This is a genomic window from Granulicatella sp. 20925_1_28, assembly GCF_041433575.1.
In the GTDB taxonomy this organism is placed as follows: domain Bacteria; phylum Bacillota; class Bacilli; order Lactobacillales; family Aerococcaceae; genus Granulicatella.
The window spans coordinates 21,665-36,736 of the sequence record NZ_JAPWBS010000007.1 but is presented as its reverse complement, the minus strand read 5'-3'; the positions used below and the strand labels follow the sequence as shown (position 1 = coordinate 36,736).

Annotated in this window: 16 protein-coding genes and 1 riboswitch; of the genes, 2 read left to right on the top strand and 14 right to left on the bottom strand. The window is 44.0% G+C overall.

Features of this window, described 5'->3' with window-relative positions:
* Positions 1-133 precede the first annotated feature (133 nt).
* The 8 genes from rsmA to O3793_RS04960 form a co-directional block, all read right to left on the bottom strand.
* Entirely contained in the window at positions 134-1,003 is an 870-nt protein-coding gene (gene rsmA, locus O3793_RS04995) for a 16S rRNA (adenine(1518)-N(6)/adenine(1519)-N(6))-dimethyltransferase RsmA (RefSeq protein ID WP_371446104.1), read from the bottom strand.
* Positions 996-1,562 (bottom strand): ribonuclease M5, encoded by a 567-nt coding sequence (gene rnmV, locus O3793_RS04990; RefSeq protein ID WP_371446103.1) that lies wholly within the window; start codon positions 1,560-1,562, stop codon positions 996-998. The genes rsmA and rnmV overlap by 8 nt, the downstream gene beginning before the upstream one ends.
* Positions 1,559-2,341, bottom strand: a complete 783-nt coding sequence (locus tag O3793_RS04985; protein WP_371446102.1) for a TatD family hydrolase — start codon at positions 2,339-2,341, stop codon at positions 1,559-1,561. Before O3793_RS04985 ends, rnmV begins: the two co-directional genes overlap by 4 nt.
* An 11-nt stretch (positions 2,342-2,352) precedes the next feature.
* Positions 2,353-2,991, bottom strand: coding sequence for an MBL fold metallo-hydrolase (locus tag O3793_RS04980; protein WP_371446101.1), 639 nt, complete (start codon positions 2,989-2,991; stop codon positions 2,353-2,355).
* Positions 2,992-3,087: 96 nt separating this feature from the next.
* On the bottom strand, positions 3,088-3,597 hold the full coding sequence (locus O3793_RS04975; RefSeq protein WP_371446100.1) for a QueT transporter family protein: 510 nt from the start codon (positions 3,595-3,597) through the stop codon (positions 3,088-3,090).
* Between the two features lie 5 nt (positions 3,598-3,602).
* Positions 3,603-3,648: riboswitch (PreQ1 riboswitch) on the bottom strand.
* A gap of 96 nt (positions 3,649-3,744) precedes the next feature.
* Positions 3,745-4,305 carry a sigma-70 family RNA polymerase sigma factor gene (locus O3793_RS04970; protein ID WP_371446099.1) on the bottom strand — a complete coding sequence of 187 codons (561 nt, stop codon included), beginning with the start codon at positions 4,303-4,305 and terminating at the stop codon, positions 3,745-3,747.
* A gap of 167 nt (positions 4,306-4,472) precedes the next feature.
* The gene (locus O3793_RS04965) at positions 4,473-5,450 is read right to left on the bottom strand and encodes an aromatic acid exporter family protein (protein ID WP_371446098.1); all 978 of its coding nucleotides are present in this window, start codon (positions 5,448-5,450) and stop codon (positions 4,473-4,475) included.
* Positions 5,440-5,979, bottom strand: a complete 540-nt coding sequence (locus O3793_RS04960) for a methylated-DNA--[protein]-cysteine S-methyltransferase (RefSeq protein WP_371446097.1) — start codon at positions 5,977-5,979, stop codon at positions 5,440-5,442. Before O3793_RS04960 ends, O3793_RS04965 begins: the two co-directional genes overlap by 11 nt.
* Before the next feature lie 86 nt (positions 5,980-6,065).
* On the opposite strand from O3793_RS04960, the gene O3793_RS04955 reads away from it, so the two are divergent.
* On the top strand, positions 6,066-7,067 hold the full coding sequence (locus O3793_RS04955; RefSeq protein ID WP_371446096.1) for a nucleoid-associated protein: 1,002 nt from the start codon (positions 6,066-6,068) through the stop codon (positions 7,065-7,067).
* Positions 7,068-7,121: 54 nt separating this feature from the next.
* Here the strand turns inward: O3793_RS04955 and rsmG are convergent, their stop codons facing one another.
* The 4 genes from rsmG to mnmE all read right to left on the bottom strand — a co-directional run bounded on the left by rsmG (position 7,122) and on the right by mnmE (position 11,932).
* Positions 7,122-7,835, bottom strand: a complete 714-nt coding sequence (gene rsmG, locus O3793_RS04950; protein ID WP_371446095.1) for a 16S rRNA (guanine(527)-N(7))-methyltransferase RsmG — start codon at positions 7,833-7,835, stop codon at positions 7,122-7,124.
* Positions 7,836-7,845: 10 nt separating this feature from the next.
* Complete coding sequence (gene mnmG / locus O3793_RS04945) at positions 7,846-9,744, bottom strand: tRNA uridine-5-carboxymethylaminomethyl(34) synthesis enzyme MnmG (RefSeq protein ID WP_371446094.1); 1,899 nt, start codon at positions 9,742-9,744, stop codon at positions 7,846-7,848.
* A gap of 10 nt (positions 9,745-9,754) precedes the next feature.
* Entirely contained in the window at positions 9,755-10,231 is a 477-nt protein-coding gene (locus O3793_RS04940) for an NUDIX domain-containing protein (RefSeq protein ID WP_371446093.1), read from the bottom strand.
* Positions 10,232-10,543: 312 nt separating this feature from the next.
* Positions 10,544-11,932 (bottom strand): tRNA uridine-5-carboxymethylaminomethyl(34) synthesis GTPase MnmE, encoded by a 1,389-nt coding sequence (gene mnmE, locus O3793_RS04935; protein WP_371446092.1) that lies wholly within the window; start codon positions 11,930-11,932, stop codon positions 10,544-10,546.
* A 257-nt stretch (positions 11,933-12,189) separates the two neighbouring features.
* Here mnmE and O3793_RS04930 point away from each other — a divergent pair, with 257 nt between their 5' ends.
* Entirely contained in the window at positions 12,190-13,356 is a 1,167-nt protein-coding gene (locus O3793_RS04930) for an aminotransferase class I/II-fold pyridoxal phosphate-dependent enzyme (protein ID WP_371446091.1), read from the top strand.
* Between the two features lie 260 nt (positions 13,357-13,616).
* Here O3793_RS04930 and msrA read toward each other — a convergent pair whose 3' ends face one another.
* Entirely contained in the window at positions 13,617-14,138 is a 522-nt protein-coding gene (gene msrA, locus O3793_RS04925; protein WP_285252143.1) for a peptide-methionine (S)-S-oxide reductase MsrA, read from the bottom strand.
* 11 nt (positions 14,139-14,149) lie between these two features.
* Positions 14,150-15,052, bottom strand: coding sequence for an L-serine ammonia-lyase, iron-sulfur-dependent, subunit alpha (sdaAA, locus tag O3793_RS04920; RefSeq protein WP_371446090.1), 903 nt, complete (start codon positions 15,050-15,052; stop codon positions 14,150-14,152).
* Between the last annotated feature and the right edge of the window lie 20 nt (positions 15,053-15,072).

Genomic DNA, 15,072 nt, shown 5'->3' with positions numbered 1-15,072 from the left:
TAACTTTGCATATTAAAGATGATACCTTTCGTTACTTACGGATTGCTTCATCATCGCGGTAATGATAGACTCCGTAAGTTCCTTCGGTATCATCTTCTTAAATTTGTTATTCTTCTGAGTTATATTTCCACCACTAAAGTGCGTCGCTTAAGCGGGCGAACTCTTCAATCGTCAGTGTTTCGGCACGTCTAGATGGGTCAATACCTGCAGCTTCTAATGCAGCGGCTAAGCTTTCTTTTGTATGGCCATTCCCAACGTAAGCTTTGGCTAAATTATTCCAGAGCGTTTTACGACGTTGCACGAAGCTGTTTTTCACGAGCGCGAAGAATTTCGCTTCGTCTTTTACTTCCACGAGTGGGTTTTCGCGACGTTTCAATACTAAAATCGCAGAATCCACATTCGGAGCTGGATTGAAGACCGTCTTCGGCACGATAAATCCAATGCTTGCCTCGCAGAAATATTGAATCGCAATCGTAAGTGATCCATATACCTTCGAATTTGGCTCAGCCGTCATTCGTTGCGCCACTTCTTTTTGCATCATCATCGCAAACCCATCGATTGGCAATTTCGATTCCAATAAGTTCATAATGATTGGCGTTGTAATATAGTACGGCAAGTTGGCCACGACTAATAATGGCTCGTTAATGTCGAAATGCTCTCCGATGACTTGCTCTAAGTCGACGTCCAAGATGTCGCTATGAACCACTGTTACATTATCGTATGGGGCCAATGTTTCATCGAGCACTGGTAACAAACGGCCATCGATTTCAAACGCCAGCACTTGTTTAGCTTCTCTTGCTAGACGTTCGGTCAACGCACCAATCCCTGGTCCGATTTCAATAACGTTTGTCGTTTTGTCGACTCCCGCCACTTCTAGCATACGCGTTAAAATATTCGGTTCAATTAGGAAGTTTTGCCCTAGACTCTTTTTTACCGTTAGTCCATGACGTTCCATAATCTCGCGCGTTCTTTTCGGCGTCGCGATATCCTTTATTTCATTCATGTTTGTCCTCATTTTCTAAGACAGCCTCAAGTGCCGCCCTTAATTGTTCTTCTGTAATACCAAATAATTGTAATCTTTTCGCGAACTGTTTTCCATTCGTATGGCCAATTTTTAGAAAATCCGCCACCTTTTGACGTCTCGTTGCTGAATCCGGTCGTCCGATAAACCCAAGCGCCATCAGTGTTGCTTGTGAAATCACTGGCTCTCCTGCTTCTGTTGAAATCTCATGCACCGATTCGAGTGCTCGCTGGATGGCTTCGGTACTCGCGTGTTCCACCCCAAGGCTCTTATGATTGTCTTTTCTGACGGCTTCTGCGCGTTCGATAAAGGCATGTTTCACGCCTGGTACGCGCTCTTGAATGATGTTGCGAATACGAGTTCCAGGATAATCAGGGTCCGTAAACACAATCACTTCACGCGTTTGCAACGCCTTTTGAATGAGCGCAATCGTTTCTTCGTCAATCGCAGAACCGTTTGTTTCAATCGTCTCGATATCCGGATAGATTTCTCTCAAGCGTCTTGTATCGTCTCGCCCTTCTACGACAATGACTGGATTCATAACAAGCCTCTTTCTTCCATACGGAATAGCTTGATGGCATTTTGTGTCGTTTGGGCCGCCACTTCTTCCCAAGATATGCCACGTTCTTTGGCGATTGTCTCAACCACATAGCGCGTATAGCCGGGTTCGTTTCTCTTTCCACGGAAAGGCACAGGGGCTAAATACGGCGCATCGGTTTCCACTAACATACGGTCGAATGCGACTAATTTGGCACATTCACGAACTTGCGGTGCATTTTTGAACGTCGTCACCCCGCTAAAGGAAATATGCATGCCTAAGTCTAAGAAACGTTTCATAAATTCCACATCTCCATTATAACTATGCATAATGCCCCCGATGTCTTGAATGCCTTCTTCTTTTAGAATCTTGTAGCAATCTTCTGTCGCATCACGGTTATGAATCACAATCGGCAATTTCATTTCTTTGGCAATCGCGATTTGGCGACGGAACACTTTGTCCTGTTCCTCGGGCGTTGAATCTTTCCAATAATAATCCAGTCCCATTTCCCCCATCGCTACTACTTGCGGATGCGTCAGACGTTGCTGTAGCCATTCTTCGATTTCTTTATGATAGCGGTAAGCTTCAGTTGGATGCCATCCGATAATCGAAACCACTTCTTTGAACTCTTCGCTAAGCTCCAGACTTCGCGTAATTGTATCCGTATCGAATCCCACCACCGCAAAACGCGTCACTGCTAGTTCCTTTGCACGCGCGATGACCTCTTTTTCTTCTCCTTCAAACGCAGATACATTTAAATGCGTATGCGTATCAAAAATCATAATTTCGCCTCTTATCTTGTTGCGCCATTTAAGAATGGGTTTGTCGCAATTTCATCTTTTAGCGTTGTTGGTTCCCCGTGTCCTGGGAAAATCACTGTTTCAGCAGGTAATGGCAATAAGTATTTGTGGATGCCTTCCATTAACTCTTTATGACTTCCGTATGGGAAATCACTACGTCCAACACTACCTTTAAACATCACGTCTCCACCGATGACGAATCCATTTTCTCTAAAAATAAAGATCGTTCCACCAGGTGAGTGCCCTGGAATGTGTGCTAATTCTGGTTCAAAGCTTCCGATTTTCCATTTACCCATTTCTTTAGGGAAATAACCATCCGCTGGCTTCACGGTAATATTTTCGCCAGAGTAGTATGAACGGTTCAATTCTGGATCGTCTAAGAACACTTTCTCCAACTCGTTCATATACATTGGAATATTGTACTCTTCACGAAGCGCGTCCACGGCTCCGATATGGTCTCCGTGTGCATGCGTTAAAACAATCGCAACTGGCTTCAATCCTTCTTCTTTAATCAGCTCTTTGATGTCCTCGGCTTGTGCACCTGGGTCAAAAATCACTGTTTCTTTATTATCATCAATTAAAAAGTAGACATTTTCTTCCAAACGTCCTACTGGAATGCTTAATAACTCCATTTGTATTCCTCCTTTAGGTCTCCTCTTAACTCTACATAAAATAGTGAGTTCTTGCAATCAAAAAACGCCCAAGCATCACGCTCGGACGTCTGTTGATTAATCATTGATTAATTTTTTCAAATCGATGGCTTTGTTTAATGCCGTCATCAACGGAACACCCGCTAATAATACGACGATTTCACCAAAGAATGTTTCGCCATAGCTTAACCAGAATGGTAATTCTAGCGCTAAGTTCAATTCAATCGCTACTAAGAAGATCATCACACTGAAGACACCTGCTAAAACAAACATACGTGTTTTAACGTCTTTCACTGATTTAAAGATCAATGCGCTGATAGCGAATGAAACAATAGAATGTCCTAGTCCGAATACTAAGTCATACCAACCTAGACCAGATGCTGACATAAATACTGAGTTGACAAGTAATACACCGGCAACCACACCGATTCCGTATTTTTTGTCAAAAGCGAATAAGTGGTTCAACATTTCCGCGATACGGAATTGAATATTTCCAAATGCCATAAATGCTGTTAATGATGTAACGACCACATATAGCGCTGCGACGATTGCGTTAATCACAATCAATTTTGTTTTTTTATTTTGCATGTTACTGCCTCCTAGTTTTTTTATTGAGGGATGGTTTCGAACCTCATCGGCAAAAAATCGCCACGTGCTATTGTACTACAAACCGTTTCAGATTGGTAGTCATAGCATTAAAAATAACTAGCAAAATAAATTTATCTACTTTTAACATCACCCTTCTCCAATATAGTCTTTGAATTTCTTCTTGCACCGCTTGTGAGCTCCCTTGATGGACGTGACCGATTTATCGAAATGGTCCGCCATCTCCTCAAAGGTCGCACCATCCAATACTCCTAAAAATACATCTCTTTCAAAGCGGGAAAGGTGGTGGAAATATTCCTCCGCCTCTTCATGCAAAAGCACTTGCCGCTCGCACGAATCTACCGATGCCGAGAGCAATGCGAGTTCCGCCTTTTCTCCGCGAACGACTAACTCGTGTGGAATGAGCCGCTGCCGATGTTCCCTACGCAGGCACTCCACTGCTAGATTTTTCAAGCAGCGCTGGTAATAGCCGGCAAATGAGACGGCATGATTCTCATCATACTTATGCACCGCCCGAAGCATCATGATACGGGCTTCCTGCGCAAAATCGTCTTGATCCATTTCATGAAAAAAATAATGGTGATGAATGCTCATAATCAATGGATCAAAACGCCGCAATAATTCGGTGATTGCTTCCTCTTCATCCTCCTTTGCAAAATGGACAACCTCCGCTAACCCTTTTTCTTCCATAATTTATCCCCCTAATTTAGTGTCAGCTCTAGTATATCCGCGTAAATACACAAAAAACCTTGTCTTTCTCATAGAAAAACAAAGTTAAAGATGAATTGTTCGAATCGTTTGTTTTGAAAAGCCAACGTCGGATAAATTCCTGCCTCCTGTACAAAGAGCAATAGTCCCTATTCCTTTTCTCCGACCTTCTTGAAATAATGAACGCCATACATTTGGAAGAAATCGACTTTCAATTGTACAAATCGTTTCAAATCGCGTAATAACTGATATAACTGCGCACGTTTTTCGAAATCACAACGCGTTTGTGGCAGTGGTCGTTCGCGAAAATGTTCCAACAAGTCTTCAATGTCATCGATTAATTGACTCGCCGTATTTTGTTCCGCTAACTGCTGTGCGGTCTGTTTAAACATCCCCGACAGAATCGCCATCTCTTCTCCGTCCCAGCAGAACTCGTTTAAGTTAGCAGCCATGATTTCCAAGAGCTTGCTTTGATCGCGGCGCATTTCGAAATATTGATAATCGTAAGTCACTTCTTTGGTTAAATGATTTTCCTCTTCGAGTCGTACATATTCGCGTGCCTCGCTCAACTTTTCCTTCAACAACTGAAGCACTTCGCCATCATTTCTTCCATTTCCAATCGTCAGGAATCCTGACATCTTCAAGAGAACTTCACGCATTTTATCTTCAATTTCCTCTCGGACACGTTCGATTTCTTGGCGATACGATGGCATATACCAGTTCAGTAAAATCGCCACACCAGCCCCAATGGTGACAAGCAAGAGTTCATTGACGAAGAGGCTGAAAGTAAGTTGTTGCTGCGTCCAAAGGTGAATCACAAGGACGGTACTCGGAGCCACGCCGATATCCACTTTTAAGAGATACGCTAAAGGAATGTAGCAAAGAAGATACAACCCGAAACTCGTCACGTCAAATCCAAAAACAGCGAATATTCCCATTCCGATTACAAGCGCCAAAACGGCTGCCGCGAGCCTTTGCCCTGTAGCCGCAAGCGAAACTTTCTTCGTGTCCATGACACTGAGAATCGCAATAATGGCTGCCGCGGATGGCGTCGTTAAGTTCAGTGCCTGTGCCACGAGTAGCGCCACAAACGCCGATACAATGACCTTTGCAATTTTAAGCTTCATGCCTTTCTCCTTTCGACACTTTGTCTTTTGTGATGCGATGCCCCTCAAGAGCAAGCAGCGCGCGTTTTCGCTCCACACCTCCTGCATAGCCTGTTAATGCTCCTGTTGTAGCTACGACGCGGTGGCATGGTACAAAGAGACTGATTGGATTTCTTCCGATGGCTGTCCCCACCGCTCGCGAGGAAGTCTTTCGCCCTAGCTTTTCCTCGACACGTTCGGCCACGTCTTTATACGTCCACACGGTTTGATAGGGGATTTCTGTCAAGACGTCCCATACCGCTTTTTGGAAGGCTGTCCCTCCTACAAATGCAATTGGCACGGCAGAAGTTACATCGCCCACTCCTTGGAAATAGTCCTCCAGCGCCTGTTTCACAGTCTTCCACAACGGCAACGAATCGTCCCATACTGCGTCTTCCACAAAGGCGCACTCGTATTTTTGCCCTGCAAACCATAATCCCGTCAACGACTGCCCGTCACTAGATACAATTACGGTTCCTAATGGTGTTTCTATCTTCGTTAAAACCGCCATGGCGCACTCCCCTCGTTTTTCATTACAAATCTATTTTTCTATTATATAATATTTTCTATCGAATGAAATAGGAAAGGAGCACATTCATGCTCATTAACGAAGCCGTTTTACATATTTTAGATAAAAATTCAGGAAACTTACTCTTATCACAGGCGCCACTGCAACTGGGCGACCCATTTCTCATTGAATACATCACAAAACTCGTAGATAAAATCAAAAAAGGCGACCCACATATCGGTCAATTAGCTTCTAGCGAACCGCTTCTTGGGTATCTGGCAGATGAAAGCATTTCTTTCTTAGAAAAGACGCAACAGTTAGCCGATAAGCTCTTTGCTCTTATTGCTCCAGCAGAAGAAATCGGACCAGCGGATTACTTATTCTTTACAGGAACAAGCGATACAGGTGGTACACTATTTGGAATGATTCGCCTCGATTACAGTTCAAAAGTCACTCACTTTGTCGATTATGAAGGCGAAGCCGTTAGCAATACGATTTTACAAAATCACGCCATCTTACCAAACGCGACGCAAAAACCTTCGGAAGCTTTTATCGTGGATTTATCAAACGGAAACTACCACTTAATCGAGAAAAAAGTAGTGATGGAAGGCCAAAAGACTGCCTATTTCTCTGAAAAATTCTTAGAAATCACGGTACCAGTCACAACGAAAGAACAAATCAAGGAAATCAAAAAAACGGTCACTCATATCGCGAAAAAACACGACGAGGAACCGTACAAAGCGCTAGCAACGACGCAACAAGCCATCTTCCACCAGCTGGAAGAACAGGACGAAATCGATGCCGCAGCCATCTTCGATAAGGTGTTCGAGGAAAAACCACTCGCACGTGAAGCCGCACAGTTAGCCATCACCGAAGAACGCGTTCCAGAAAAAATTGCCGTAACGAACGTGCCAAAATACGAACGCAAATATAGCAAGCAAAAATTCAAACTGGACAACGGAATCGAAATTACCATTCCAAGTGAAATCTATGAAAACAAGGAAATGGTGGAATTCATTAACAATCCAGACGGCTCTGTTTCAGTACTGATAAAAAATATCGAAAGTATCTTAAATAAATTTAACGCGTAATACTATCTAACCTTAAACAAGAAACCTCCTAGAAAATTTCTAGGAGGTTTTCGCTTATAACGGCTTCTTCAATGGAAGGCCTGGTTTTCTTGGATATTTATTCGGTGTTTCCTTCGTCTTTAAAATCGTGACAACGTGACGGTTTCCGCCTTCATATGGCAAGTCGAAAGAGACATCCCCTTCTACTTTTCCGCCAAGAATCGCGATCGCTTTTTTCGCTTCTTCCAACTCTACTTCTGTATGCGCCGCTTTTAATGCAAGGAAATACCCATGCTTTTTCACGAGCGGCATGCAAAATTCGCTCAATACACTAAGTTTGGCAACAGCACGAGCAGTCACCACATCAAACGATGCGCGGAACTCCTTGTTTTGCCCAAAAGTTTCAGCGCGGTCATGGAAACATTGCACGTCTTTTAGCCCAAGCGTCTCCACTAATGTATTCAAGAAGATAATGCGTTTATTCAATGAATCCACAATCGTCACTTTCAAGTCTGGGAAGACGATTTTTAACGGAATACTTGGAAATCCTGCACCCGCCCCCACGTCGCAAAGCGTTTGGTCGGTCAATTCATGATGGAATCCAAGCGCCAATGAATCGTAGAAATGCTTCAAGTACACGCCCTCTTCATCCGTAATCGCCGTCAAATTCATCTTCTCATTCCATTCCACTAATAGATGGAAATATTGATCGAACTGCTTCTTTTGCTCGTCCGATAATGTAATCCCATGCACTTCTTGGAGTCTTTGATAAAATTCTTCTGGTTTCATACGCGCCTCCTTATTCTTGTACTTTAGCAATCTTGCCTTGTTCGATATAGACCATCAAGATCGATACGTCGGCTGGGTTCACCCCACTAATACGGCTCGCTTGCGCAATCGTTTCTGGTTGAATCAATTTCAAACGTTGACGCGCTTCGGTCGCAAGCCCATTAATCGCATCATAGTCGATATTGGCTGGAATACGTTTTGCTTCCATGCGTTTTAATTTCTCAACTTTTTCAATCGCTTTGGCAATATAGCCTTCATATTTAATCGAGATTTCTACTTGTTCTTTCACTTCACGAGAGACTTCCACCGTTTCACCAGCAAAGCCTACTAATTCGTCATAGCTTAATTCTGGACGTTTCAACAAGTCGCTTAAAAGGATGCCGTCTTTCAATTCTGCAGATCCTTTTTCGGCCAAGAACGCTTGTAATTCGGCAGTTGGTTTCAAGCGAATCGATTGCATGCGTTTGATTTCGGCTTCAATCGCTTCTTGTTTTGCTTGGAAGGCGGCGTAACGTTCGTCGTCAATCAATCCAAGCTCGCGTCCTTTTTCTGTTAAACGTAAATCGGCATTGTCATGACGAAGTAAGAGACGATATTCCGCACGAGAGGTCAATAGACGGTAAGGTTCTGTCGTTCCTTTTGTAACCAAGTCGTCCACCAATACGCCGATATACGCATCGCTTCGGCCAAGAATAAATGGCTCTTCTCCACGAATCTTACGTACGGCATTAATCCCAGCGTAGAGCCCTTGCCCCGCTGCTTCTTCATATCCACTCGTTCCGTTCATTTGTCCGGCAGTGAATAAGTTTTGGATAAGTTTTGTTTCAAATGTATTTTTCAATTGGTGTGGCACAACCACATCGTACTCGATGGCGTAACCCGTACGCATCATCTCCGCATTTTCCAACCCTTCCACGCTACGAATCATCTTGATTTGCACGTCTTCTGGAAGCGAAGTCGATAACCCTTGAATGTAGACTTCTTCCGTATTTTCCCCTTCTGGCTCTAGGAAAATTTGGTGACGAGGCTTGTCGCTGAAACGAACGATTTTATCTTCAATCGATGGGCAGTAACGCGCGCCGACCCCTTCGACAATCCCTGTAAACATCGGTGCACGGTGTAAGTTCTCACGAATCGTTTCATGAGTCCCTTCATTCGTATACGTTAACCAGCAAGGAATTTGGTCATAACGGTAATCTTCGTCTTTGGATGTAAAACTAAATAAGTTGGGCTTGTCATCCCCTGGTTGAATTTCTGTTTTACTGTAATCAATCGATGAGCCTTTGATACGTGGCGGAGTTCCTGTTTTGAAACGCGCCAATTCAAAGCCTAATTCGAGTAAGTTCTCTGATAATTTAATCGATGGTTGTGAGTTATTGGCACCCGATGAATATTTCAATTCCCCGATAATAATTTGACCACGAGAAGACGTTCCGGCTGTTAGAACAACCGCTTTTGAACGATAGATGGCACCTGTATTCGTGATAACCCCTTTACATAGGCCATCTTCAACAATCAATTCTTCCGCAATTCCTTGGCGTAAATCCAAGTTCTCTTGCTTCTCGATTGTCTTTTTCATTTCTTGCGCGTATAAATGCTTATCCGCTTGCGCACGTAAGGCACGTACGGCAGGGCCTTTCCCTGTATTTAGCATACGCATTTGAATATACGTTTTATCGATATTGCGACCCATCTCGCCCCCAAGAGCGTCGATTTCACGTACGACAACCCCTTTTGCAGGTCCTCCTACAGATGGGTTACATGGCATGAAGGCCACCATTTCTAAGTTCATTGTGAGTAATAATGTTTTTGCGCCCATACGTGCACTTGCTAGCGCCGCTTCACTGCCGGCATGACCTGCACCGACGACAACTACATCATAATTTCCAGCTTCGTAAGTTGTTACCATAGTCTCTCCTTTACTTTCTTTCTCCATAAAATTCTACATTGTGACTGACATATTCTCCCGCTTCATAGATGAATTTCGCAGAAAAGAACGGTTCATCCCCTAGAATCCACTCTAGGAAAATGCGGTCCCCTTCCCAAGACGGTTTCTGGAGGATTTCATCATACGGAACCCATTCCAGCGTCCCTTCTGGCGAATCAATCAACTCTCCTGAAAACTCCGTCACACGAAACACATACGTATACCAATCGTGCCCTGGGGTAAATTCCGGGAAGGTGATGATTCCTTTCATCTCCATCTTCGTAGCAGTCAGTCCTGTTTCTTCAAAAATCTCACGCACGGCACATTCTTCTGGAGTCTCTGCTGCTTCGAGCTTGCCACCAACGCCAATGTACTTGCCCTCATGGACATCGTTTGGCTTTTTGTTGCGTAATAACAGTAAAAATTCTTTGCCATTATCCAAATAACAAATGGTTGCTAGCATCGTCATCAGCATTTCCTCCTTGTGCCTTTTACTTCTATCGATGCGCCCGATCCTTTGGGAACATCACACGCTCGAATGAGGAGCGTTCAATCGTTCAGTCGTTCAGTCGTTCTCTCTTTATGAAAGAGAGAAAACGGAAATTCTTACGGATTCATTAGTAGCAGTAATGGGGAATAGCAACCAATGTGAATTACTGACTCTAGGGTTGTAACCCGTAGAGTCAGTTTGAAGCTTGGTAGGAATTGAGACGTAAGGCTCAATCCGATGCCCCATTACCGCTACTATGAAGAGTTCCGTAAAGAATTGAAGTTTGATCTCTTATTTCCCTAAACAGAACTGGCTGAACAATTGTGTTAACAGCTCGTCTTGAACAGTATCGCCTGTGATTTCGCCTAAGAGATCCCAAGCGCGGGTAAAATCGATCTGGATTAAATCGACAGGCATGCCCATATCGACCCCGTTCGCCACTTCTTGTAGCGCTTGTTCTGCCTTTTCAAGAAGCGCAATATGACGCGTGTTCGATAAGTACGTTGCGTCGCGTTCGTTCATTTGCCCTTGGAAGAAGTAATCGGCAATCTTTTCTTCCAATTGGTTGATGCCCTCTTTTTTGAGCATGGACGTTGTGATAATCTCGCTGTCTGTCGCGAATTCTTTGACCTTATCCATGTCAATTTTCGTTGGTAGGTCTGTCTTGTTTAATAAAATAATGCGTTTGAAGTCTTTCGTTTGTTCTAATAAGCGGAGATCTTCATCCATTAACTCTTCGCTTTGATTTAAAATCAAGAGCACGAAATCCGCTTCATTTAATGCTTTGCGGCTTCGTTCCACCCCGATTCGTTCAACAACGTCATCCGTTTCACGAATTCCCGCCGTATCAATCAGCTGGAGCGGCACGCCTCGAACATTCACGTACTCTTCGATTGTGTCACGAGTCGTTCCAGCGATATCCGTTACGATGGCTTTTTCTTCGCGTAATAACACGTTCAACAGACTCGATTTCCCTACATTTGGACGTCCAACAATAGCGGTCTTCAATCCGTCACGCAAGATTTTTCCTTGGCTTGCCGTGTTTAGCAAAGCGCGAATCCCTTGTGAGACTTGCTGCGTCTTCTCACGCAACAGTTGTAAGGTCATTTCTTCCACGTCATCGTATTCCGGATAGTCGATATTCACTTCCACTTGCGCTAAGGTGTTTAAGATTTCTTGTCGTAAATTCTGAATTAACTTCGAGAGTTCTCCGTCGAGTTGGCGCATCGCCATTTGCATCGATTTATCCGTTTTAGCACGAATTAAATCCATTACGGCTTCTGCTTGCGACAAGTCGATACGTCCATTCAAGAAGGCGCGTTTTGTAAATTCACCAGGCTCCGCCAGGCGTGCTCCCATGCGAAGAACGAGTTGTAAGATGCGGTTAATCGCCACAATCCCACCGTGACAGTTGATTTCCACAACATCCTCACGCGTAAAAGTCTTTGGTGCGCGAAGCACCGTCACCATCACTTCATCAATGACTTCATCGTTCTTTGGATCCACGATATGCCCATAGTGAATCGTATGACTTGGCTGTTCTTTTAATCGTTTGTCTTTCAATCGATACACTTCGTCAGCAATGCGAATCGCATCATCCCCACTAATACGAACAATCCCGATAGCCCCTTCGCCAGGCGCTGTTGAAATCGCCGCAATGGTATCAAATTCTGTCTGCATACTATCCCTCACTTCCGTTTCATTGCACAAAAAAAGTGCACACTCCACCCCTTCCTCTTCTAGGGTGGCTCGCACTTTGACTGCTAACCGATATTCTCAAAGAGATTATACACTATTTTCCTTAGAATTCATAGGCAGAAAGATAGATTGGATAAATTTCCAGCATTTTTTATTTTCTTTGTAAAATTCTATAGTTCTCGTTGCACTCTTTCTCAAAACAAGATACAATTTCCCTATGAATAAAAAGGAGGATTCCTATGACAGTAGAACATCCATTTAACAAAATCGTAGAAGGTATTGGAGTTTCTGATATTCGTCAATTCGACGCAGAAGTTTCTTCGATTCCTGGCATTATCAAATTAACACTTGGAGAACCAAACTTTGACACACCTGAGCATATTAAAGAGGCGGCTATCCAAGCGATTAAAGACAACCACTCACACTACACACCAAACTCAGGGATTCCTGAACTGAGACAAGCTGCGGCTGATTATTACAACAAGAAATTTAATTTCAATTACACTGGAGACCAAGTCATCACAACCATCGGAGCCACAGAAGGGATTGCGGCAAGCTTACAAGCCATCTTAAACCCTGGCGACACAGTCATCGTGCCAACACCAGTCTTCCCACTCTACTTGCCAATCACGTTGGTAAACCAAGGAAACTTCATTACGGTGGACACAAGTAACGACGGCTTTGTTTTAACAGCGGATAAATTACGCGAAACCATCGAAGCAAACCCAGATAAAAATTTCAAAGCGGTGGTTCTAGTATACCCAAGTAACCCAACAGGCGTGACTTACTCTAAAGAACAATTAGAAGACTTAGCCGAAGTCATTAAAGAGCACCAACTATGGGCGCTTTGCGATGAAGTATACGCTGAATTAACATACGACAAGACTCACTACTCTCTTGCGAACATTTTACCGGACCAAACGATTGTCATCACTGGTTTATCAAAATCACACGCAATGACAGGATGGCGTATCGGATTCATCTTAGGGCCAACACACTTCATGAACGAAGTCGTAAAAACTCACCAATACATGGTGACAGCTCCAACAAGCTTTGCGCAATACGGAGCGCTTGCGGCGATGTTACACGGCCAAGATGACTGCGCGAAAATGATGGTGGAATATAGCGAACGTCGTGACTATCTTGCGGCTGAGTTGAAGAAACTTGGCTTCGAAGTAGCAAGTCCTGACGGAGCATTCTACTTATTCGCTAAAATTCCTGCAAAATGCGGCACTGACTCATGGGCATTCGTTCGTGACCTTGCTCCAAAGGCAAAAGTAGCGCTCATTCCAGGAGTATCTTTCGGACCTGGTGGCGAAAGCTATGTTCGTTTCAGTTACGCTGCTTCAATGGAAAACTTAAAAGAAGTTGTTGCTCGTTTAACAACTTACTTAGCAAATATCTAAAACTATGAAAGGCGAAAAAGACCATATATGGTCTTTTTCGCCTTTATAGCTTATATACTATATCGTTTTTATTTTAAAAAATGCAGAGGAAGAACACGCAATTACCATATATGGTAATTGCGTGTTCTTTCTTTCTGAAACTTTTTTCATTTCCTATTGTAATAAACTATTCGACTTGATAAAAACTGTACTTAGCATTCGATGGTGAATCAAATAAAAGAGCTAAAAATTATCATATATGATAATTTTAGCTCTTTTCCTTATTTCCAAATACTGTCGATAAAAGTGTCGCGACCTGAAAGTCCGCGGTAACGTTTATAATGTTCTGGATCCTTCTTGTAGAAATCTTGATGATATTCTTCTGCAGGATAGAAAGTGCTTGCAGGCTCGATTTTTGTTACGATATCTTTTTTGAATCGTCCGCTCGCTTGCAAGGCTGCTTTTGAAGCTTCCGCAATCTTTCTTTGTTCCTCGGAATGATAGAAGATAACTGGGCGGTATGAATCTCCACGGTCCACGAATTGTCCCATTGCATCCGTTGGGTCCGTTTGTTGCCAGTAGACTTCTACGAGTTTTTCATAAGGGAATACTTCTGGGTCGAACGTGATTTGCACGGCCTCTGTATGTCCTGTTGTTCCGCTACACACTTCCTTGTATGTCGGATTTTCTTTGTGGCCGCCTGTGTATCCTGAGACAACAGACTCGATTCCTGGTTGGCTGTCAAATGGCTTCACCATGCACCAGAAACAACCTCCTGCAAATGTAGCAATTTCTTTTGCCATGTGTATTCCTCCTACTCTTGTTCCGGGTTCAACGAAACATCTTCCCCGAAAATGCGCATCTTAATCGCGACACCTGTTCTTGTGCCTGCCAATCCACCGAGTCCCGTTTCACGGAGTTCTCGTGGCATTCTCACCCCGATACTGCGCATCGCTTCGATGGTTTCATCGGCTGGAATCACGTTTGTAATTCCCGCAAGCGCCATGTCTGCGGCAATCAAGGCATTTCCTGCACCAATCGCGTTCCGCTTCACGCACGGTACCTCTACAAGACCGGCTACAGGGTCACAAACGAGTCCTAGTAAGTTTCCGAGCGCTGTCGCAAAGGCTTCGGAACTCTCTTGCGGCGTTCCACCAGCTGCTTCAACGGCTGCAGCTGCGGCCATCGCGCTGGCACTTCCGACTTCGGCTTGGCATCCACCTGTCGCCCCGGCAATCATCGCGTTATTGGCTACGACCATCCCAAAGGCTGCCGAAGTAAAGAGGAATCGAACTTGTTGTTCATGGTTCAAGTTCATTGTATCGGCAATCGAGAACACAACGCCCGGTAAGGTTCCACTCGCTCCTGCTGTTGGAGTCGCACACACAAGACCCATTGCTGCGTTCACTTCATTTGTTCCAAGCGCGTATTGTACCCCCGCTAGAATACTATCGCCCGACAATGTTTTCCCACGTTCACGATATTTCTTCATCTTCAACGCATCGCCACCCGTTAAGCCTGTTGGAGAGAACACACCCTCTCCTTCCACGCTTCGTTCAACGGCGTTCTTCATCGTTTGTAAGTTTTTTTCCATTTTCTCCCAGATGTACTCACGACTTTGCTGGGTCATTTCCATTTCTTGTTCAATCATGATTTCCGAAATGGGCTTCTTTTGTTCTGTTGCTAATGCTACCAATTCTTTAATGGTCGAAAACATTGCAAACTTCCTTCCTTATC

Bases quoted from the DNA above. Each gene is read 5' to 3' on its own strand.
- rsmA (WP_371446104.1), bottom strand. From the start codon at position 1,003: ATGAATGAAATAAAGGATATCGCGACGCCGAAAAGAACGCGCGAGATT.
- rnmV (WP_371446103.1), bottom strand. From the start codon at position 1,562: ATGAATCCAGTCATTGTCGTAGAAGGGCGAGACGATACAAGACGCTTG.
- O3793_RS04985 (WP_371446102.1), bottom strand. From the start codon at position 2,341: ATGATTTTTGATACGCATACGCATTTAAATGTATCTGCGTTTGAAGGA.
- O3793_RS04980 (WP_371446101.1), bottom strand. From the start codon at position 2,991: ATGGAGTTATTAAGCATTCCAGTAGGACGTTTGGAAGAAAATGTCTAC.
- O3793_RS04975 (WP_371446100.1), bottom strand. From the start codon at position 3,597: ATGCAAAATAAAAAAACAAAATTGATTGTGATTAACGCAATCGTCGCA.
- O3793_RS04970 (WP_371446099.1), bottom strand. From the start codon at position 4,305: ATGGAAGAAAAAGGGTTAGCGGAGGTTGTCCATTTTGCAAAGGAGGAT.
- O3793_RS04965 (WP_371446098.1), bottom strand. From the start codon at position 5,450: ATGAAGCTTAAAATTGCAAAGGTCATTGTATCGGCGTTTGTGGCGCTA.
- O3793_RS04960 (WP_371446097.1), bottom strand. From the start codon at position 5,979: ATGGCGGTTTTAACGAAGATAGAAACACCATTAGGAACCGTAATTGTA.
- O3793_RS04955 (WP_371446096.1), top strand. From the start codon at position 6,066: ATGCTCATTAACGAAGCCGTTTTACATATTTTAGATAAAAATTCAGGA.
- rsmG (WP_371446095.1), bottom strand. From the start codon at position 7,835: ATGAAACCAGAAGAATTTTATCAAAGACTCCAAGAAGTGCATGGGATT.
- mnmG (WP_371446094.1), bottom strand. From the start codon at position 9,744: ATGGTAACAACTTACGAAGCTGGAAATTATGATGTAGTTGTCGTCGGT.
- O3793_RS04940 (WP_371446093.1), bottom strand. From the start codon at position 10,231: ATGACGATGCTAGCAACCATTTGTTATTTGGATAATGGCAAAGAATTT.
- mnmE (WP_371446092.1), bottom strand. From the start codon at position 11,932: ATGCAGACAGAATTTGATACCATTGCGGCGATTTCAACAGCGCCTGGC.
- O3793_RS04930 (WP_371446091.1), top strand. From the start codon at position 12,190: ATGACAGTAGAACATCCATTTAACAAAATCGTAGAAGGTATTGGAGTT.
- msrA (WP_285252143.1), bottom strand. From the start codon at position 14,138: ATGGCAAAAGAAATTGCTACATTTGCAGGAGGTTGTTTCTGGTGCATG.
- sdaAA (WP_371446090.1), bottom strand. From the start codon at position 15,052: ATGTTTTCGACCATTAAAGAATTGGTAGCATTAGCAACAGAACAAAAG.